Origin of the sequence: Polaribacter sp. 20A6 (genome assembly GCF_011378915.1) — a bacterium.
GTDB classification, from domain to species: Bacteria; Bacteroidota; Bacteroidia; order Flavobacteriales; family Flavobacteriaceae; genus Polaribacter; species Polaribacter sejongensis.
In genome coordinates this window covers 164,313-184,339 of record NZ_WTPZ01000003.1, presented here as the reverse complement: position 1 = coordinate 184,339, position 20,027 = coordinate 164,313, and the positions used below count along the sequence as shown (strand labels likewise).

At 30.2% G+C, this 20,027-nt stretch carries 22 protein-coding genes; 12 read left to right on the top strand and 10 right to left on the bottom strand.

Annotated features, from left to right (window positions below):
- Window positions 1-205: 205 nt before the first annotated feature.
- Window positions 206-952, bottom strand: coding sequence for a DJ-1/PfpI family protein (locus GQS57_RS08150; protein WP_165732281.1), 747 nt, complete (start codon window positions 950-952; stop codon window positions 206-208).
- Window positions 953-1,224: 272 nt separating this feature from the next.
- Here GQS57_RS08150 and GQS57_RS08145 point away from each other — a divergent pair, with 272 nt between their 5' ends.
- Window positions 1,225-3,141, top strand: coding sequence for a CocE/NonD family hydrolase (locus GQS57_RS08145; RefSeq protein ID WP_165732279.1), 1,917 nt, complete (start codon window positions 1,225-1,227; stop codon window positions 3,139-3,141).
- A 51-nt stretch (window positions 3,142-3,192) separates the two neighbouring features.
- Here the strand turns inward: GQS57_RS08145 and GQS57_RS08140 are convergent, their stop codons facing one another.
- Window positions 3,193-4,398, bottom strand: a complete 1,206-nt coding sequence (locus tag GQS57_RS08140; RefSeq protein ID WP_165732277.1) for an MFS transporter — start codon at window positions 4,396-4,398, stop codon at window positions 3,193-3,195.
- A gap of 235 nt (window positions 4,399-4,633) precedes the next feature.
- Here GQS57_RS08140 and GQS57_RS08135 point away from each other — a divergent pair, with 235 nt between their 5' ends.
- On the top strand, window positions 4,634-5,248 hold the full coding sequence (locus tag GQS57_RS08135; protein WP_165732275.1) for a DUF1684 domain-containing protein: 615 nt from the start codon (window positions 4,634-4,636) through the stop codon (window positions 5,246-5,248).
- Window positions 5,249-5,344: 96 nt separating this feature from the next.
- On the opposite strand, the gene GQS57_RS08130 is transcribed toward GQS57_RS08135, so the two are convergent.
- Together GQS57_RS08130 and GQS57_RS08125 are read right to left on the bottom strand one after the other, a co-directional pair.
- Entirely contained in the window at window positions 5,345-5,593 is a 249-nt protein-coding gene (locus GQS57_RS08130) for a hypothetical protein (protein WP_165732273.1), read from the bottom strand.
- On the bottom strand, window positions 5,593-5,919 hold the full coding sequence (locus GQS57_RS08125; RefSeq protein WP_165732271.1) for a nucleotide pyrophosphohydrolase: 327 nt from the start codon (window positions 5,917-5,919) through the stop codon (window positions 5,593-5,595). Before GQS57_RS08125 ends, GQS57_RS08130 begins: the two co-directional genes overlap by 1 nt.
- 213 nt (window positions 5,920-6,132) lie before the next feature.
- Here GQS57_RS08125 and GQS57_RS08120 point away from each other — a divergent pair, with 213 nt between their 5' ends.
- Both GQS57_RS08120 and GQS57_RS08115 read left to right on the top strand, forming a co-directional pair.
- Window positions 6,133-6,387 carry a type II toxin-antitoxin system Phd/YefM family antitoxin gene (locus GQS57_RS08120; protein ID WP_165732269.1) on the top strand — a complete coding sequence of 85 codons (255 nt, stop codon included), beginning with the start codon at window positions 6,133-6,135 and terminating at the stop codon, window positions 6,385-6,387.
- A 1-nt stretch (window position 6,388) separates the two neighbouring features.
- Window positions 6,389-6,646, top strand: coding sequence for a Txe/YoeB family addiction module toxin (locus GQS57_RS08115; protein ID WP_165732268.1), 258 nt, complete (start codon window positions 6,389-6,391; stop codon window positions 6,644-6,646).
- Window positions 6,647-6,728: 82 nt separating this feature from the next.
- Here GQS57_RS08115 and GQS57_RS08110 read toward each other — a convergent pair whose 3' ends face one another.
- Both GQS57_RS08110 and GQS57_RS08105 read right to left on the bottom strand, forming a co-directional pair.
- Window positions 6,729-7,499, bottom strand: a complete 771-nt coding sequence (locus GQS57_RS08110; protein WP_165732266.1) for an alpha/beta fold hydrolase — start codon at window positions 7,497-7,499, stop codon at window positions 6,729-6,731.
- A gap of 102 nt (window positions 7,500-7,601) precedes the next feature.
- The gene (locus tag GQS57_RS08105; protein WP_165732264.1) at window positions 7,602-8,315 is read right to left on the bottom strand and encodes a pyridoxine 5'-phosphate synthase; all 714 of its coding nucleotides are present in this window, start codon (window positions 8,313-8,315) and stop codon (window positions 7,602-7,604) included.
- Between the two features lie 66 nt (window positions 8,316-8,381).
- Between GQS57_RS08105 and GQS57_RS08100 the strand changes: the two genes are divergently transcribed.
- The 8 genes from GQS57_RS08100 (at window position 8,382) to murI (ending at window position 16,301) form a co-directional block, all read left to right on the top strand.
- Window positions 8,382-9,035: a CBS domain-containing protein gene (locus tag GQS57_RS08100; RefSeq protein WP_240915454.1), complete on the top strand. Its 654-nt coding sequence runs from the start codon at window positions 8,382-8,384 to the stop codon at window positions 9,033-9,035.
- Between the two features lie 40 nt (window positions 9,036-9,075).
- Window positions 9,076-9,975 (top strand): NAD kinase, encoded by a 900-nt coding sequence (locus tag GQS57_RS08095; protein ID WP_165732260.1) that lies wholly within the window; start codon window positions 9,076-9,078, stop codon window positions 9,973-9,975.
- Between the two features lie 104 nt (window positions 9,976-10,079).
- The gene (locus tag GQS57_RS08090) at window positions 10,080-10,778 is read left to right on the top strand and encodes a DUF6089 family protein (RefSeq protein WP_205860238.1); all 699 of its coding nucleotides are present in this window, start codon (window positions 10,080-10,082) and stop codon (window positions 10,776-10,778) included.
- Between the two features lie 6 nt (window positions 10,779-10,784).
- On the top strand, window positions 10,785-11,528 hold the full coding sequence (locus GQS57_RS08085; protein WP_165732258.1) for an isoprenyl transferase: 744 nt from the start codon (window positions 10,785-10,787) through the stop codon (window positions 11,526-11,528).
- Between the two features lie 7 nt (window positions 11,529-11,535).
- Window positions 11,536-14,067, top strand: coding sequence for an outer membrane protein assembly factor BamA (bamA, locus tag GQS57_RS08080; RefSeq protein ID WP_165732256.1), 2,532 nt, complete (start codon window positions 11,536-11,538; stop codon window positions 14,065-14,067).
- Window positions 14,068-14,130: 63 nt separating this feature from the next.
- A complete protein-coding gene (locus GQS57_RS08075) occupies window positions 14,131-14,910 on the top strand; it encodes an OmpH family outer membrane protein (protein WP_165732254.1) in 780 nt (259 codons plus the stop codon).
- Between the two features lie 19 nt (window positions 14,911-14,929).
- Window positions 14,930-15,436 carry an OmpH family outer membrane protein gene (locus tag GQS57_RS08070; RefSeq protein WP_165732252.1) on the top strand — a complete coding sequence of 169 codons (507 nt, stop codon included), beginning with the start codon at window positions 14,930-14,932 and terminating at the stop codon, window positions 15,434-15,436.
- 67 nt (window positions 15,437-15,503) lie between these two features.
- Window positions 15,504-16,301 (top strand): glutamate racemase, encoded by a 798-nt coding sequence (murI, locus tag GQS57_RS08065; RefSeq protein ID WP_165732250.1) that lies wholly within the window; start codon window positions 15,504-15,506, stop codon window positions 16,299-16,301.
- Here murI and GQS57_RS08060 read toward each other — a convergent pair.
- From GQS57_RS08060 to ccoG, 4 genes are all read right to left on the bottom strand, one after another.
- Window positions 16,298-17,284, bottom strand: a complete 987-nt coding sequence (locus GQS57_RS08060) for a type IX secretion system membrane protein PorP/SprF (RefSeq protein ID WP_165732248.1) — start codon at window positions 17,282-17,284, stop codon at window positions 16,298-16,300. The two genes, murI and GQS57_RS08060, sit on opposite strands and share 4 nt — an antisense overlap.
- Window positions 17,285-17,439: 155 nt before the next feature.
- Window positions 17,440-18,138 (bottom strand): sulfite exporter TauE/SafE family protein, encoded by a 699-nt coding sequence (locus GQS57_RS08055; protein ID WP_165732247.1) that lies wholly within the window; start codon window positions 18,136-18,138, stop codon window positions 17,440-17,442.
- Window positions 18,138-18,584, bottom strand: a complete 447-nt coding sequence (locus GQS57_RS08050) for a FixH family protein (protein ID WP_165732245.1) — start codon at window positions 18,582-18,584, stop codon at window positions 18,138-18,140. The genes GQS57_RS08055 and GQS57_RS08050 overlap by 1 nt, the downstream gene beginning before the upstream one ends.
- Before the next feature lie 8 nt (window positions 18,585-18,592).
- A complete protein-coding gene (gene ccoG / locus GQS57_RS08045) occupies window positions 18,593-20,014 on the bottom strand; it encodes a cytochrome c oxidase accessory protein CcoG (protein WP_165732243.1) in 1,422 nt (473 codons plus the stop codon).
- Window positions 20,015-20,027 lie beyond the last annotated feature (13 nt).

Below are 20,027 nucleotides of genomic sequence, written 5' to 3'. Positions count from 1 at the left end.
CTTTTTTTATTCAGATAAAGAATAAAAAAGAGCTCAAACAAATGCTTCAATCAGGGCTAGACTTGTTTGTCGACAAATAGAAAAACTAAGAATAAAATCTATTTTTTTTTTAGAAAAACACAAAAACTCGCAAACTTGTCATTTCGACGAAAGGAGAAATGACAATTGTATAAAAAAATATACTTTCTTATAAGAGACAAATGAATTACTCCACAATTAAATGCGGAACATTATCTACATTCCAGTCAATAACCAAACCACCAGCTAAAGATTTTGCCACTTCTTTTCCGTATAAAAATTCACATAAATACAAAGCAGCTTCAAAAGATTTTGCGCCACCGGCAGAAGTTATATATTTTCCATCATGAACAAATAAAACTTCTTTTCTAATATCTAAATCAGGAAAGGTTGCTCGCATTTTATCAATATCACTCGGAAAAGTTGTAGACACTTTTCCATTTAAAACTCCTGCTTTTGCTAAAACAAAAGCGCCATCGCAATGAGAAGTAATATAAGTTGCATCCTTATCTACTCGCTTTACAAAGTCTATCATTGCCGTATCGTCTAAATCGGAATCCAAATGATGTTCTGCAGACGGAACTACTAAAATATCAATTTTTGGCAACGAGTCTTTTAAGTAATTAAAATCGGGTAAAATTCTCATTCCTTCGAAAGTAGTTATTACATTGTCTGTATTTGCAACGGTAAACACATTCATTGCCTTAATATTTTCTCTAAAAATAGTATGCTGAAAAATATCAAAAGGTGCTGTTAGTTCTGTATTAAAAGTTCCGTCCATAATTAAAAAAGCAACATTATACCTGCCTTTTTCTAATTTTGGAAATACTTTTTTAGGTTGAATTTCTTTTACGTTTTCAGTGTTCTTTTCTACTTCTTTAGGTTGACAACTTATTATTAAAATTACTGACAATAACAAAAATACTTTTTTCATCTTTTGGCTTTTAGTAAAGTTTAAAAATAGGCAAAAACTCATAGCCCTGATTGAAACGGCATCCTTTTTATGCTAAAATCGTTTCATTGTCATTAGGTTTATAGAAATGCTATTTGATAAAAAAGAGTAAATGCTGAACTAAATTCAACATAAAAAGATATAGTGTAAAGCAGGAAATAGCTTCTAAAAAAAAACAATTTTCATTTTAACAAAAGAATTTTTACCAACTCTTTTTTGTTTTGTAGTTTTAGCAAAAACTAATTTATCTTTATATGAAGAAACTTTTACTCTTAACATTTTTCAGTCTTTTTTTACTAAGTTCTTGTAATTCTACAATAGAAAAAGAACAAAAAAAAGACACTTTTGTAGCAGATAATTACACCAAAAAGGAAGTAGATATTGTTATGCGAGATGGCACAAAATTGCATACAACTATTTATTCCCCAAAAGATACGAGCAAAGAATATCCTATTTTAATGCAAAGAACGCCTTATAGTTCTGCTCCTTACGGAGAAGGAAAAATGAAGGCAAAAATTAGTCCGAATGTTCATTTAATGAAAGAATTGAATATTGTGGTATATCAAGATGTTCGTGGTCGATGGATGAGCGAAGGCGTCTATGATAATATGCGTGCGTATATTCCGAATAAAACAGCGAAACAATCTGATGAAGTTTCTGATACTTATGACACCATTGATTGGTTGGTGAAAAACGTAGAAAACAACAACGGAAATGTTGGTACTTGGGGAATTTCATACCCTGGGCATTACGCAACCGTTTCTACTATAGATGCTCATCCGGCATTAAAAGCAGCTTCTCCACAGGCTTCAATTGGAGATTTTTTCTTTGATGATTTTCATCATAATGGTGCTTTTTTATTAAGTTATTTTAGAGCCATTTCTTTATTTGGAACTTATAAAGATGCTCCAACAGATTCGGCTTGGTATTCGTTTCCTAAAATGAATTCTCAAGATCAATACCAATTTTTCTTAGACAAAGGTCCTTTAAAAAACTTGAATGAATATTTTCAGTATGATAAATTAGATGTCGCAAATACCGAAAAAGATAAAAATAGAATAGATGATTTTTTCTGGAAAGAAATTGTAGAACATCCTAATTACGATTCTATCTGGCAAAGTAAAGGCATTATTCAGCATTTAGACAAAGTACCTTCTACCGTTGCAACGATGGTTGTTGCAGGAGAGTTTGATGCAGAAGATTTATACGGACCTTTAGAAACCTATAAAAGCATAGAAAAACACGGAAAAGACAATTACAATACCTTAGTTTTTGGTCCTTGGGATCATGGAAAATGGGCTAGAAATACTGTAGAAAATTATGTTGGTAATTATTATTTTGGAGATTCTATTTCTTTAAAATATCAATCTCATGTAGAAACAAAGTTCTTTAATCACTTCTTAAAAGGAAAAGGTGATAAAAACTCTGGATTGCCAGAAGCCTATGTTTTTGATACTGGTAAAAAAGAATGGAAATCTTATGACGCTTGGCCTCCTAAAAATGTAGTAAAGGAAGATTGGTTTTTGTCTGAAGACCAGGAATTAAGTTCAGAAAAAAAATCTACAGAAAAAATAAATTTCATTAGCGATATTAAACGTCCGGTTCCATATTCTGAAGATATTAAAACGGTTTTTACACCTCGTAAATACATGACAGACGACCAACGTTTTGCTGCTAGAAGACCTGATGTTTTGGTTTTTGAAACGGATATTTTAACAGATGACTTTACTTTAGCCGGAGATATTCTAGCAAAACTAAAAGTTGCAACTACTGGTTCTGCAGCAGATTGGATTGTAAAAGTGATAGACGTTCATCCTGCGGATGCAGAAGAAGACAACAAGAAACTACAAAATCATTTAAAAATGAGCAATTATCATTTAATGGTTAGAAGTGAAGTTTTAAGAGGTAGATTCAGAAATAGTTTTGAGCATCCAGAACCTTTTATCCCAAATAAAAAAACGGATGTAAATATAAAATTACAAGATGTTTTTCATACGTTTAAAAAAGGGCATAAAGTACAAATTCAAGTGCAAAGTACCTGGTTTCCTTTAATCGATTTAAACCCGCAAACGTATGTAGACAATATTTACAAAGCGAACGAAAAAGATTTTAAAACACAAACACATACTATTTTTACAGATTCTAGTATTGAATTTTCTGTATTGAAATAAAATAGTAAACATTTAATTTTAAAAAATCCATCAAGAAAACTTGATGGATTTTTATATCAACTCTTTCCTTAAAACTCGTAAAAGATAAAATAGAATTAAAACGCCAACAAATGCGAATGCTGTAACTAGTATCCAAGTGGTTTCAAAACCAAATTTAGCCACCAATTGCATACCAACATTGTGACTAAAAATATGTGATAAAGAGAACGCAATACTATACAAAGCCATGTATTCTCCTTTATTTCCTTTTTCTGCTCTATCTATAGCAAAAGCATTCGAAAACGGAAAAGCAATCATTTCTCCTACAGACATTAATAAAATTCCGATAATTAAAACACCCACCCAACCTGTTAAGTTTAGAATGATAAAACTAAAACCGACTAGAAAAAGTCCTAAAGCAATTAATTTCACTTTAGATTTCTTTAAATCTTCTAACCATTTTATCAAAGGCATTTCTAACAGAAAAATAAACAAACCACTTAAGCCCATTAATAGTCCTATTTCAAATTCTGATAAAAAACGCTTATCACTATAATACAAAGGTATTGTAGAAAAATATTGCATAAATACAAATCCGAAAATAAACATAGCTATAAAAAAGACCCAAAAAGCTTTGTCTTTATATACAGAAATTGGGTTTTTTACTTTTACCTCATCTTGTACTTTTGCTTTCTTAGGATGCAATACTTTCAGTAATAAAAAGGCTGCCGAGACACAAGTAATTCCATCCATCCAAAATAAGCCTTCATACCCAATTCCAGTAATTATTAAACCTCCAATTGCAGGACCTGCAGAAAAACCTAAGTTAATAGCCAAGCGAATTAAAGTTACAGAACGTGTTTTATTTTCTGGCTTACTGTACGCGCTTAAAGCTACAAACATTGCGGGTCTAAAAGCATCTGCTACTAGCATAACCATAAAAATACCAAAACAGAATTCGTTAAAAGTGCTTGCAAATTGCAAAAAAACAAATAGAATTCCTGTACCAAATAAACTTACTAACATTACTTTGTAATAGCCAATTATGTCGGTTAATTTTCCTCCAATCCAAGTACCAACAACAGAACCTAAACCAAAGAAAGACATAATCCAACCAACATCTGACAATGAAAAGTGAAGACTTTTTGTAAGATATAAAGACAAAAAAGGTATAACCATTGTACCAGATCTGTTAATAAAAGTGATTAATGCTAGCCACCAAACTTCTGTAGAGAGCCCTCTAAAAGTGTTTATGTAATTGTTATAAAGTTTTTTCATTTTGGTTTAGTTGATGTATATAAAGCAAAAAAGTCCGACGGTGAAGTCGGACTTTTATAATTGTTTGTTATTATATTGAACTCATCAAAACATATAAATATACCGATTACTGTAGTTTCCCCACGATAACTTGGCAATATAAAATGTTAAGACTCTTTTCATTATTTGTTTATTATTGTGCCAAAGCTACATAAATTATTTGAATGTTGTATTTTTGATTTGTAAATAAATTGTAATGAAAAAAATAGTAATTCTACTCTCTGTCACTTTTCTATTGATATCTTGTAATTCACAAAGCAAAAGACCTTTAATGGGAAAAACTGTTTATCAACAAGAACTAAATGCTAGTTTTAAAGACGCATCCATATCACCTTTAAAAAAGAAAGATTTAAGACACTTTAAAGGATTAGATTTTTTTGATATTGATTCTACTTTTATTGTAACTTCAAAATTAGTTAGAACAGAAAATGCACCAACATTTGAGATGGCAACCACCACAGATAGAAAGCCTTTGTACAAAGAATACGGGAAGTTGCATTTTACTTTGCAAGGAAAAAATCACGAATTAACCATTTACCAAAGTCAAGATGATTTAGACGACGAAAAATATAAAGACTATTTATTTTTACCATTTACAGATGATACTTCTGGAGAAGCATCTTATGGTGGCGGGCGTTATATGGATGTAATGACCACAGATATTACGGCAGAAAACACGGTAATATTAAACTTTAACAATACTTATAACCCTTATTGTGCCTATAACGACAAATATTCTTGTCCATTAACTCCTAGAAAAAATCATTTAGATTTAGAAATAAAAGCCGGAATTAAGGTTTATAAAAAATAAGTATTTTAAAATTCTGTTATAACTTACTATTAACAAGAGCAGAAACAACAATTTAATTAAAATCCCCAAGCTGAAACCTTGGGGATTTCTTTTCACTTACACCATTTTTTTATTGGTCATATACAAACCATAAGCCGCACTAAAAACAACTTTAAATCCAAAGAAGTTTTTCCATTTTCCATCTGCAAAATTGGTTTCTATAACTTTCGCAAAGTCTGCAGAGAATAAATCGCTAAAACTAGCCATTAACAAAGAAACTACCGTTACAATTACAAAGAAAGGAATAGCTACTCTAGCAAAATTACTCCAAAACAGCGGTTGTTTTATTTTTTCTAAAAATGTCATTATTTTAATTTTTGATTATTGTGATGACGATCGTGATCACGTTTTGTTTTAATATCTAATTTCTTTTCAAAAGCGTCTTGTAAATTGATTCCTGTTTGGTTGGCCAAACATAAAACTACGAACATTACATCTGCTAGCTCCTCTCCTAAATCTTTATTTTTATCAGATTCTTTTTCACTTTGCTCTCCATAACGTCTTGCAATAATACGTGCAACTTCCCCTACTTCTTCAGTAAGTTGTGCCATGTTTGTTAATTCGTTAAAATAACGAACTCCATGAGCTTTAATCCAATCGTCTACTTGTTTCTGTGCGTTTTCTATATTCATTTTTCTTTATTAAAAGATTGAAAAATTGTAAGATTCAAAGATATTGATTCTAAAATTATTTAGTTTGTTTCTGAAGGTAAAAAAACAAACTTCAATTACCTCTAAAATTAATGATTTAAACAGACGTTATATTATTTCAATTGTCAGCAATACGAAAAAAATTGCAAATACCATTTTTTGTACATATATTTGTACATTATAAAATACAATATTATGCAAATAGCAACTGTTTCTGACTTTAGAAAAGATATTAAAAGTTACTTGGACAGAGTAACAAAGAACTTTGAAACTTTATTTATAAATAGAGGAAAAGATTCTGGAATTGTAGTAATGTCATTACAAGAATATAATTCTTTAATGGCTACAAATCACGAACTTTCTTCTAGAAAAAATGAATTACGATTAGATGCTGCAATTGACAAACTAAAAAACGGAACGACTTTAAGTAAAGAGCTAATCGAAAATTAAAATGAAGTATATATTCGTTGATGAGTCTTGGGAAGATTATTTATATTGGCAAAAAACCGACAAGAAAAAACTAAAGAAGATTAATGAACTTCTGAAAGAAATATCACGAAATCCATTTGACGAAATAGGTAAACCAGAACCGTTAAAACATAAATATGCTGGATTTTGGTCTAGGCGAATTGATAGTGAGCATAGACTGATTTACCAATATAACGAAAGCGAAATATTAATTGCGAAATGCAGGTTTCATTACGATTAAAAAAATACTGCTGGCAATACTCTATAAAAAACTGAGGTCTATTTCCGAACTTAATATAGTTGCATTTTTACTTCTTTCTCTTTTACTTCAAAAACTCAGAAACCTCTGAATAAAAATCCTTCGGATTTTCGGCATGCAGCCAATGCCCTGCATTTTTAATTTCTACAATTTTAGAATTCGGAAAATGTGCTTCAATAATTGGTTCTTCGTCTTGTGTAATATAGTCCGATTTTGATCCTTTTAAAAACAACGTTTCTTTTTCGAAAACTGTAAACGAAGGCAAAGCTTCTCCCACAGCAGGATTATTTTCTGTTAAAGACTCTAAATTAAATCGAAACGCCAATTGTCCTTTTTCTTTCCAATACACGTTTTTCAACAAAAACTGACGCACACCAAAATCTGGAATTAAAGCTGATAATTTTTTATCAACCAAAGTTCTAGTGTTCTCTACAGAAAAATCAATAGAATTTAATCCAGCTAAAATAGCATTATGGTGTGGTTGGTACATTCTTGGAGAAATATCAACAATAATTAATTTATCAACTAAATCTAGATACGTAACAGCAAACAACATCGCGGTTTTGCCGCCCATAGAATGTCCAATAATATTTACTTCTTCTAGCTGGTAATGCTGAATATAAGTATGTAAATCTTCTACTAAAACCTCATAATTAAATTCATCTTCATGAAAACTACGTCCGTGATTTCTTTGGTCTATTAAATGGACTTGATAATCTTCTGAAAACTGATTTCCTATTGTTTTCCAGTTATCAGACATTCCAAAATAACCATGTAAAATTAACAATGGTTTTCCTTCTCCTTTTATGGTTGAATGTAATATTTTATTAGACATTTAAGATTTCTCGATTATTAGATTAATAGATTTCTCAATCGCTTAAAAAAGCATATTTAGAAATGACATTTTTACTGTTAACTGAATACTGAGACTGCAAACTTACTTTAAACGATGTAAATACATATTTACAACATTCTCTAAACCTAAATAAAGGCTTTCTGCAATAAGTGCGTGACCGATAGAAACTTCTGCCAAATTAGGAATATTCTCTTTAAAGAATTTAATATTATCTAAGCTTAAATCGTGCCCAGCATTAATACCTAAACCTAATTTATGAGATAGAATTGCAGCTTCTGTATATAGTTTTATAGCATCAAAATTACCAAAATCATATTGCGTTGCAAAATCTTCTGTGTACAATTCTATTCTGTCTGCTCCTGTTTTAGCCGCTGCTTCAATCAATTTTGCATCTGTATCAATAAAAATTGAAGTTCTAATTCCGTTTTGTTGAAACTCTTTAATTACTTCTTGTAAAAAAGACTGATGTGTTATGGTATCCCAACCTGCATTAGAGGTAATAGCATCTAAAGCATCTGGCACCAAAGTAACCTGTGTTGGCTTTACTTCTAAAACCAAATCCATAAAAGACTTTATAGGGTTTCCTTCAATATTATACTCAGTAGTAACAATATTTTTTAAATCTCTTGCATCTTGATAACGAATATGTCTTTCATCTGGTCTTGGGTGAATTGTTATTCCCTGAGCTCCAAAACTTTCAATATCGCTGGCAACATTTAACAAATTAGGGACATTTCCTCCACGAGAATTTCTTAAAGTTGCTATTTTATTAATATTTACACTTAACTTTGTCATTGTCTAAAATTAGGCTGCAAATATAATTTATTAAATCATTTTATCCTATATTCGTAAAGCATGAATATGAACGACTATTTATTAGATCAAATAAAACCACTTCGCTTAAAAGACACTATTAAAAGTGCTCAAAAAGTGTTAAGAAAAAATCATATAACACATTTTCCTATTATTGAAAACAATAAGTTATTAGGTTCTTTTGCTGAAGATGATATACAAACCATAGAAAATAATGACGAAGAGTTAGTTGAACATGCACATTTACTAAATTCTTTTTTTGCTGATGAAAAAGCAACTGTTTTAGAACTGTTAAAGATTTTTGCAGACAATGATACCAATCTTATACCTGTTTTAAATGAAGCCAAAGATTATATTGGTTATTTTGATTTGCGTGATGTTTTAGATGTTTTTTCTACAAGTCCGTTTATGGTTGAAGAAAGTGAAACTTTAATTATAGAGAAATTAAGGAACGACTACTCTATGAGTCAGGTTGTACAAATTATAGAAGCCAGTGGAGGTCAATTACTAGGCTTGTATATCTCCGAAAAGAACTTAGATCATGTACAAGTTACCATCAAAGTAATATCTGAAGAAATAAATGAAATTATGCAAACTTTTAGAAGGTATGATTATAAAATTATATCTATGCATGAAAATGACATTTATTTAGAAGATTTAAAAAGTAGGTCTGAATATTTACAGAAATATTTAGAAATGTAAACCTTTAAGAATACATTTACAAAAAAAATAAAAAAACGTATTGAAAAAAGCAGCAATTTACGGTCAATCATACGCGATTACATCAGAAAAAGAAGTTAAAACATTAATACACGTTTTACAAAAAAATAAGATTGATTTTTATATTGAATATGAGTTTTACAATCTTTTAATAGAACACAAAGTATTAGAAGACATCTACAAATCATTTGATAATTTTAATGATTTAGACAATACTTTTGATATCATGCTAACGCTTGGTGGAGACGGTACATTTTTACGTTCTGCAACCCATATTAGAGATTTAGACATTCCTATATTAGGTATAAATACAGGTAGATTAGGTTTTTTAGCCATCGTTGCCAAAGATGTTATTGAAGAAAGTATAAATCTGGTTTTAAAAGGTGAATACACGATACAAGAAAGAACCCTTTTATCTGTTAGGACAGAACCTAAAACAAAAGATTTTGAAGAGTTAAATTTTGCTTTAAATGAAGTAACTGTTGCTAAAAAGAATACTACTTCTATGATTGGAGTAAAAACCTATTTAAACGGAGAGTATCTTACAAACTACTGGGCAGACGGCTTAATAATATCTACACCAACAGGTTCTACAGGCTATTCATTAAGTTGTAACGGACCTGTAATTTTACCAGATTCTAAGAACATTGTAATTACACCAATTGCACCGCACAACTTAAATGCAAGACCTATAGTAATCTCCGATGAAACTAAAGTAGAACTAGAAGTAGATTCTAGAGAAAAAAGCTACTTAGTATCTTTAGATTCTAGAGTTACTACGGTAGCGAACCACACAAAAATTTTAATAGAAAAAACAGATTTTACCATTAAAAGTATCTTACCTAAAAACCAATCTTTTTTAAAGACATTAAGAAGTAAACTTTTGTGGGGAGAAGACATTAGAAACAAAACAAATGTTTAACGGAGTACTTACAATATTTCTTTAAAAATGTTGTTATTCAAAAAAGACTATATATTAACTTTATAAAGCAATTTGAAATTTCTATATTTGCCCACTATTTTATAATGAAAAAAAGAATATTATTTTTTGTATTTGTAAGTTTTACCTCCATTTTCATGGGGCAACTTCATGAGGTAGGCCTTACTATTGGAGGTACTAACTATGTTGGTGACATTGGTAAAAACTACTACTTTTACCCGAATGAACTCGCTGGTGGCATTACATACAAGTATAATTGGAATCCTAGAATTGCTTTAAGAGCAACTTACAGCCTTCTACCTATTTCAGGAAATGATGCAGATGCAGACACGGGGTATAGAAGAGATCGATTAGACGCTAGTGGAAAAACATACAAGTTTTCTAACAATATAAATGAATTAGCTGTTGGTATCGAATATAATTTCTATGAGTATGATTTATCATCTTATGATAAAACTTGGACTCCTTACCTAATCTTAGAATTGGCTATTTTTAATCATACAAACGTAAGTTCATACTTACCAACAGGAGGAATAGAAAAATTAGGAAAGAAAACGTCTTTGGCTATTCCTTTCGGTTTTGGTTATAAGTCTAAATTATATGGTACTTTAGCTTTTGCAATTGAAGCAAAATTTAGATATACTTTTGAAGATGATTTAGATTACCTTTCTAACGATACACCAAATGTAAATTTAGACGGCACAGGTAATGACTGGTATATGTTTACTGGGGTTTCTTTAATCTACACCTTTGGTAGACCTGCTTGTTATACAAACGGATTATAAAAAACTATGGATAAAAAATTACTAATCGACCTACAAAGAACACCAAAACATGTTGCCATTATAATGGATGGTAATGGCCGTTGGGCTAAAGGTAAAGGAATGAATAGAATTTTCGGCCATAGAAACGCCTTAACTGCTGTTAGAGAATCTGTTAGTGCAGCTTCTCAAGTAAACATAGAGGCAATTACTTTATACGCTTTTTCTACAGAAAACTGGAACCGCCCTAAATTAGAAGTTGATGCTTTAATGAGTTTATTAATTAATTCTTTAAAAAAGGAATTACCTGGCTTCATGAAAAATGGCGTAAAAGTAAACGCAATTGGAGCTATAGAAAGCTTACCAAAAAAAGCACAAAAAGTATTAGGAGATGTAATTTCTCAAACAAAAGACAACACAGATATTGTATTAACCTTTGCTCTTAGCTATGGTTCTAGAGAAGAAATTGTTAATACTATTAAAAACATATCCAAAAAAGTTGTTAATAATGAGATAAATATCGAAGAAATTGATGAAAATACTATAAATAACCATTTATATACGTTTAATTTGCCCGACGTAGACTTAATGATTAGAACTAGTGGAGAACAACGCATTAGTAATTTCTTATTATGGCAAATGGCATATGCCGAATTATATTTTACAGATATACTTTGGCCAGACTTTAGAGAAGAGCATTTTTACGATGCAATCATAGATTATCAGAATAGAGAACGAAGATTTGGAAAAACAAGCGAACAAATTACAGAATAAATTTTTTATGAAATTACTTTCTGCATCAATAATGTTAACAGCATTATTTTTTACTTTTAGTGCTAAGGCACAAACTGAAATAGATAGTTTATCGACAGTAAAAATAGACACAACCTCTACAAAAGATACATCCTTTGAAAAAGGGAAAGAATACACGCTAGGAGGCATAAGTGTAACCGGTTTAAAAAAGTTTAGTGAAGAAACTGTTAGGGTTTTTACAGGCTTAAGAAATGGGCAACCTATTAAATTACCAGGAGACAAACTTACAAGTGCCATTAAAAAGCTATACGAAAGTAAGCAGTTTAGTAATGTAGATGTTTACCTAGCTAGATTAGATGGTAGCACAGTTTACCTACAATTTGATGTCTTAGAATTACCTCAGTTAAACAATATAACAATTGCAGGTATTAAAAAAGGAAAAGCAAAAGAACTTAAAAAAGATGCTGAATTAAAAAAAGGAGCAATGGTTACTGACAACCTTATTGTTACTACTAAAAATTACTTCACAAAAAAATATACCGATAAAGGTTTCCTAAAAACAAAAGTTAATTTAGATGTTAAAAAAGATACATCAGATATTAACATTGTTAACATGGCTATTTTTATTGATAAAGGCAAAAAAATTAAAATTAAAGACATTAATTTTGTAGGAAATAAAGCGCTTTCTGATAAGAAACTTAAAAAAGCGATGAAAAACACCAAAGAAAAACTTCTTGGTCGTTTTTGGAAAGGATCTAAATATATAGAAGAAGACTTTCAGGAAGATTTAGAAAGTATTTTAGATAAATATAGTAGATTAGGATACAGAGATGCACGTATTCTTAGTGATAAAATTAGTTGGAATGATGACAACACCATCGATATTGATTTAGAATTAGAAGAAGGAAGACAATATAGATTTGCAGAAATTTTATTTGTTGGTAATAAAGAATACACTGCAGAACAACTTCAATTATATTTAAAAATTGAAAAAGGAGACGTATATAATGGTGCTGTTTTAGAAGAGCGAGTTAAAGGTGATGGTAGTCCAACATCTCAAGATATTTCTACTTTATACCAAGATAACGGTTTTTTATTCTCTTCTGTGAATGCTGTAGAAACTAAAGTTAAAAATGATTCTATTACAGTAGAGATTAGAATTAGAGAAGATGAAAAAGCTCGTATTAAAAAAGTAACTGTTTCTGGTAACGACAAAACGAATGACCATGTTTTATTTAGAGAACTACGCGTAAAACCGGGAGACTTATTTAGTAGAAGTGCTATTATTAGATCTATTAGAGAAATTGGTCAATTAGGTTTCTTTGACTCTAATGTTTCGCCAGATGTAATACCAGATTATCAAAATAAAACAGCTGATATAGACTTTTCTGTTGTAGAAAAAGGTGGTAGTCAAATAGAGTTACAAGGTGGTTATGGTGGTGGTTCTTTTATAGGAACTTTAGGTTTATCATTCAACAACTTTTCTATAAGAAACATTTTTAACAAAGAGGCTTACAAGCCTTTACCAATGGGAGATGGTCAAACACTATCTTTAAGATTACAAACGAGTAGAACATACAATACATATAGTTTTTCTTTTACAGAACCATGGTTAGGTGGTAAAAAACCAAAATCATTATCTTTTTCTGTATATTCTTCTAATCAATATCAATTAGATTATACTACTTATGATGTAGATAAAAGTAAAAGCTTAGGTATTATTGGAGCTTCTGTAGGATTAGGACAGCGTTTAAAATGGCCAGATGATTTTTTCCAATTATCACAATCTATCAGTTACCAAGCTTTAAAATCTAACAACTATAACTTTGGTTTAGCAGGTTTAAACTTAAACAATGGTACATTAAACAACCTTTCTTACAATATTTCTTTATCAAGAAACTCTGCAGGACCAAGTTTAATATTTCCAACATACGGATCTGAGTTTACGGTTGGAGCAAAAGCAACATTCCCTTATTCTTTATTGAATAATAAAGATTATAATGACAGTAGTTTAGATGCTGTAGACAAATACAAATGGTTAGAGTACTATAAATTAAATTTTAAAGGAAAATGGTATACTGCATTTACAGACAAATTGGTATTAATGACCAATGCAGAAGCAGGTTACTTAGGTTCTTATAATAGTGATTTAGGAGCAACACCTGTAGAGCGTTATTTTGTTGGTGGAGATGGTATTGCTGCTTACCAATTAGATGGTAGAGAGACAGTAGGTTTAAGAGGATATGAAAACAGTGGACTTTCATCTAACTATGGTGGAACCATTTATAATAAATTTCAATTAGAATTACGTTATTCAATTACAGATGCACCTTCTGCATCTATTTATACACTTGGGTTCTTAGAAGCTGGTAATTCTTATGATGATTTCGATGAGTTTAACCCATTTGATTTAAAACGTTCAGCTGGTGTTGGGGTAAGAATATTTATGCCTGCATTTGGTTTATTAGGAATTGATTTTGCACATGGATTTGATCCATTACCTTTACAGAGTGAAAAATCTGGTTGGCAAACACACTTTATAATTGGAAAACAATTCTAAAAAACTGCAGCATTGTAAAGGAAAAGTTTTTTTGGCACGGTTTTTTCTAAATACATAATACAAATGAAAAAAATATTTTTAGTAATCGTTCTTTTACTTAGTGTTACTTTTTCTTGGTCTCAAAGGGGTCAATCAATTGCCTATATAGATATGGAGTATATTCTAGAAAATGTTCCAGAATATCTAGATGCGCAAAACACGTTGGATGCTAAAGTTGCAAAATGGAGAAAAAAACTAGATGAACAAGCTAGACATATAGAAATCTTAAAAACAGACTTAGCAAATGAAAAAGCAATTCTAACAAAAGATTTAATTGAAGAGAAAGAAGAAGAAATTAGTTTAAAACAAGTAGAATTAAGAAGACTTGAATCTTTGTACTTTGGCCCAAATGGAGATATGTTTTCTGTAAGAAAACAATTGGTTAAGCCAATTCAAGATCAAGTTTACAATGCAATACAAAGTATTTCTTTAAGAAAAAATTATGACTTTGTTTTTGATAAATCTACTGACTTGGTGATGCTATATTCAAATAAAAAATACGATATTAGCGACCTTGTTTTAGCAACTATAGATCGTAGCAGATTAATTGCTGAAAAAGGAAAACAAAGAGAAGAGAGAAACCTAGCTCCTAAAAACGAGTTAACAGATAGACAAAAAGAAGCTCTCGCAAAAAAAGAACAAGCACAAGCAAAGAGAATTGCTGATGTTGAAGCAAAAAAGAAGTTAATCGCAGAAAAAAGAGAAAAACTTTTAAAAGAGCGAGAAGAAAAGAGAGAATTGTTAAGAGCTAAGAAAGAAGCTTTAAGAAAGAAAAAAGAAGAACAAAAAGAAGAACAAGAATAATAATTAAATTAAAACAAGAATGAAAAATTTAAAATCGTTACTATTAATCGCTGTATTTACTTTAGGACTAGCAGGTGTTGCAAATGCACAAAAAATAGGTCATATAGACTTTGAAAAATTAGTTGCTGAAATGCCTCAGACTAAGACTCTAAAATTAGATATGGAGAAGCTTGGTAAAACGTACCAAGATGAGATTACAGGAATGGAAAAGAAAATTGAAGCTACTAGACAAAAGTATGTTGCAGAGTCTAAAGGACAAACCAACGAAACTAATGATACAAGAGCTCAAGAATTACAACAAGAAGCTGCAAAAATTGAGCAAGCAAGAAGATTTGCTTACCAAGACATGCAGAAAAAACAAAATGAAGGTTTACAACCAATCATAGAAAAAGCGCAAACTGCTATCGATGCTGTAGCTGCTTCTAAAGGTGTAGTATATGTTTTAGATGCTTCTGTTGGTAAAGGTTTATTAGTTAAAAAAGGTGAGGACTTATTTAACGATGTAAAAGCTAAATTAGGTTTTTAATAAATCTACTTAATATTACAAATTAAAACCTACTGAAATTCAGTAGGTTTTTTTATTTTTACAGAACATGGTAAAACCAAATAATTTTCCTATTGGCATATTCGACTCTGGTGTAGGCGGCACTTCCATTTGGAAAGAAATTAATGCACTTTTACCACAAGAGAATACTATTTACTTATCAGATAGTAAAAACGCTCCTTATGGTGATAAAAGCAAACAACAGATTATTGATTTATCTATTAAAAACACCGAGTTTTTACTAAAACAAAATTGTAAAATTATAATTGTAGCCTGCAATACCGCTACTACAAACGCCATAAAAGTTTTAAGAGAAAAATACGATATTCCATTTATAGGAATAGAGCCAGCTATTAAAACTGCTGCTTTGCAAACAAAAACCAATACCATTGGCATACTTGCTACAAAAGGAACTTTAAATAGTGAGTTGTTTGAGCAAACATCACATTCCATCAACCAAAAAATTATACGCAAAGAAATAATAGGAACTGGTTTAGTAGAGCTTATAGAAGATGGTAAACTGCACTCTAAGGAGATGACAGCATTATTATCAGCCTATGTTAATCCTTTAATGGAAGAGAACGTAGATTGCTTAGTTTTAGGTTGCACACACTACCCTTACTTAATTCCACAAATAAGAAAATTGGTTGGAAATAAAATTCAAATTATAGATTCTGGTCAAGCCGTAGCAAGACAAACCAAAAATATTTTAGAAAAACATTTACTAATAAATACGAATAGAGAAAAAGGTATACATCAATTTTTTATCAACAAAGAAAAAAATGTTTTAGAAATGTTAGTTTCTGATAAAAGCAACACAAGAGTAGTTACTGAAAAAGATTTTTAGAAACCGATAAATGAATTATTAATATTAGGCATACTACGCCAAGTTTTATCTTGAGTCCATAGATTAATACCTAAAGTTAATTGATGAAATCCAGATTTAGTTAAGACAACATCTCCTATTTGGTTTGTATAGGTATAAGAAAACATAACGTTTTTATAATTTAAACCAACTATTGGAGAAACAAATTGCGAATTCTCAACAGCATCGGCATCAAAACTTCTTCTATAAGACAATGCTAACCACAACTGATAGTTGTTAAGTGTTTTATATCCTTTTAAATTAAAATCGGCAATTTTTTGTCCTGTGTTTTCCTTTACTTGAAGCATAAAAGAAGGTTCTAATTGAAAATAATAATTTTCATCATAATAATATCCAGCAGAAAAAACATAATTCCTTAAATTTAAAGGTTCTGAAACATTTAAATTATTTTTAGCTGTTAATAATAAATTCTTTACTGTAAAATAAGATGAAAAACCTCCTCTATGGTAAGCAGCACTAAAATCTGAATTATAATAACTACTAGTTTCTATTGTTTGACTGATAGATGGATCTCCAGTAAAACTACTTTGATCGGATTGATTTTGAACAAATGTAAAAGACAACCCGAAAGATAATTGCTCAAAATAATTACCATTATCATTTAAAGGTAAATGATACGCATACGTACCTTGAATTCCTTTTTGAGAGTGATATCCATTTTTATCATTAAACAAAACCACACCCAAAGCTGCATTTGTTTCAGCGCCAAATCTAGAATGGAAACTTATAGTTTGCAAAGCAGGTGCATCTGGTATACCAGACCATTGCTGTCTTGCTGTAAAACGTAATTTACTAGAATTACCAATACCTGCAGCAGATGGATGCACCAAATACACGTTATCAGATAAATAATCTTGATAAATAGGTAAAGTTTCTTGTGCGTAATTTTTTAAAGAAAAAAACAAAACACACAGTAAACAATATTTTACGTAATTTAATTTCATTAAAGGAAAAGTATTATAAGATATCAAATATATTCTTTTTCTTATAGAAAACACTTTTCAAGTTAAAATTTTTGCACAATTAGTTGTATACATTTCATCTAACAGGCTAAAATTATGATTAATACAGAAAATTTAAAGAGAGAGAATAAAAACCGTTAATGACAAATTTCATTCGCATTAATGACATCTATAACCGGAGCAGGAGAAACATAAGGAATTCCAAGACCTAGTCCTCTTAAAACAAATAAAACCCCAATAAATACAACCACAACGGGTATTGCTTTTTGAATTTTTTTTCTAAGAGTACCTTTGGTAAAGTTGCCCAGGTAAACGACAGAAGTCATTAAAGGAATAGTACCCAAACCAAATAAAAACATGTATAAACTTCCTGAAAAAGCATTTGTAGTAGCTAAAGCTCCAAAAACAGCCATATAGACCAAACCACAAGGTAAAAATCCATTTAAAAAACCGATGGTAAAAAAAGTGTCATTTCTCTTCTTTTTCAACTCTTTGCCTAATGCATTCTTTACTTTAAAAATAACTTTATTGATGCCCTTAGAAAAATTTATTTTTGAAAAAAATCTAGGAAAAATCACCATCAAAATCATACTGACACCAACAATTATAGATAGTTGCTGTTGAAATCCGAAGAAATAAAACCCCTTACCTAAAAACCCAAATAATAAACCGATAAGACTATAACTAAATAACCGACCAAAATGATAGCTTAAAATTTGGAGAAAACCTTTAGTTTTATTTTGTCTATCAATTGGCAACATAAAGGCAATAGGTCCGCACATACCAACACAGTGGAAACTACCTAATAACCCAAATAATATTGCCGATAAAAACATTAATACTGTATTTCTCTTTTAATTAAGTATTCTTTATCCTTATATTTGAAGGCTAAATTAATGTTCCAACGACCATCTAATAAACGTTTCTCAGGCACGAGCAAATATGTATTAGAGATTGAAATAGGTATTTCAAAATCTAATTGTTTATTAGACGGTCTATATAGGAACACTTTTCCTGTAATTTCATTTGGAGATAACTCTTTAGGAAATTCTATTTTTAAACCTTCTACTGTTCTTTGAATAGTTACTTTATCTTTATACTTGGCGCCATTTTGCTCTGCATTAATTTCACCTTGAAAATGTACTTCTTGTTGATAATAATTTTCTGTAACTAAATCGTAACTATAAGATTTATCTGTACTCATAGTAATAACCATGTATAAAATAAAACTCATAAAAGCGACTATTGCAATAGTAATTCCTGTTCCCCAATTAAATTTCATAATGTTGTTTATTTGTAACTTCTAGGTCCTAAAAAGTTGGTTATGGTAGTTTCAATTAATTCGTCGCCACTATAAACACCTATTTCTAACTTAATCTTATCTTTTTTTAATGCTGATGAATTTATTTCTATAAATAAAGTCCCTTCGGCTAAACCTTGCTTAGGAATACTAAAATCTTGATTGGTTACTAATTTTATAGTTCCTTTTTGTGACATTAATTTATAACTGACGTCATTTATATCTTTTGTTGTTTTATTTATCACCTTAAAAGTATACACATTACTAATAATGTTATTTTCTTTATGTTGATACAATTGCCCTGGTAACCTTAAAATAGTTGCTTCAACATCATTTCTTAAAAACAACATTCCTATTAAAACTCCTACTAAAATAAATAAGACTGCAGAATACCCTTTAATTCTTGCATTTAGTTTAAAAGGTTTCTTCTTCTCGATATTTTCTTCGCTTTCGTATCGTATTAATCCTTTTGGTAAACCAACACTTTCCATCATGTGATCACATTCATCAATACAAGCAGTACAATTTACACACTCTAATTGTGTACCGTTTCTAATATCTATCCCGGTAGGGCAAACAACAACACATTGTTTACAATCTATACAATCTCCTTTACCAATAGCCTCTCTATCTTCGTTTTTCTTAAACTTAGATCTTCCTGCCTCTCGTTCACCTCGTTTATGATCGTATGCTACGTTAATGGTTTTGTTATCTAATAAAACTCCTTGCAGTCTACCATACGGACAAGCAATAATACAAACCTGCTCTCTAAACCATGCAAAAATAAAATAGAAAACACACGTAAATATAATTAATGAAATTAGCGTACTTGTATTGTCTAAAGGACTGCCAGTTATGTAAGTTATTAATGTGTCACCACCAATTAAATATGCTAGAAACACATTGGCAATCAGAAAAGAAATAACAAAGAAAATAAACCATTTTAAAAGTCTTTTTCTAATTTTCTCAGCGTTCCAAGCTTGTTTATCTAAACGTATTTGCTTTCCTCTATCTCCATCAATCCAGTATTCTACTTTTCTAAAAACCATTTCTAAAAAAATGGTTTGCGGACAAATCCATCCACAGAAAATACGACCAAAAATAACTGTAAATAGAATGATAAACACAACACCTACAATCATTGAAATTACCAATAAGTAAAAGTCTTGTGGCCAAAAAGGAAATCCAAAAATATTAAATTTACGTTCTATAACATTAAAGAGCAAAAACTGATTCCCATTAATCTTTATAAAAGGAGCTGCTAAAAGAAAAGCTAATAAAAAGTAACTTACGTAAGACCTGTATTTATAAAATTTTCCACTAGGCTTTTTAGGAAAAACCCAAGAACGGTTACCAGATTTATCAATCGTACCAATACTATCTCTAAATTGTTCGTTTTTAGGAGTTTCCATAAATCTACTAATT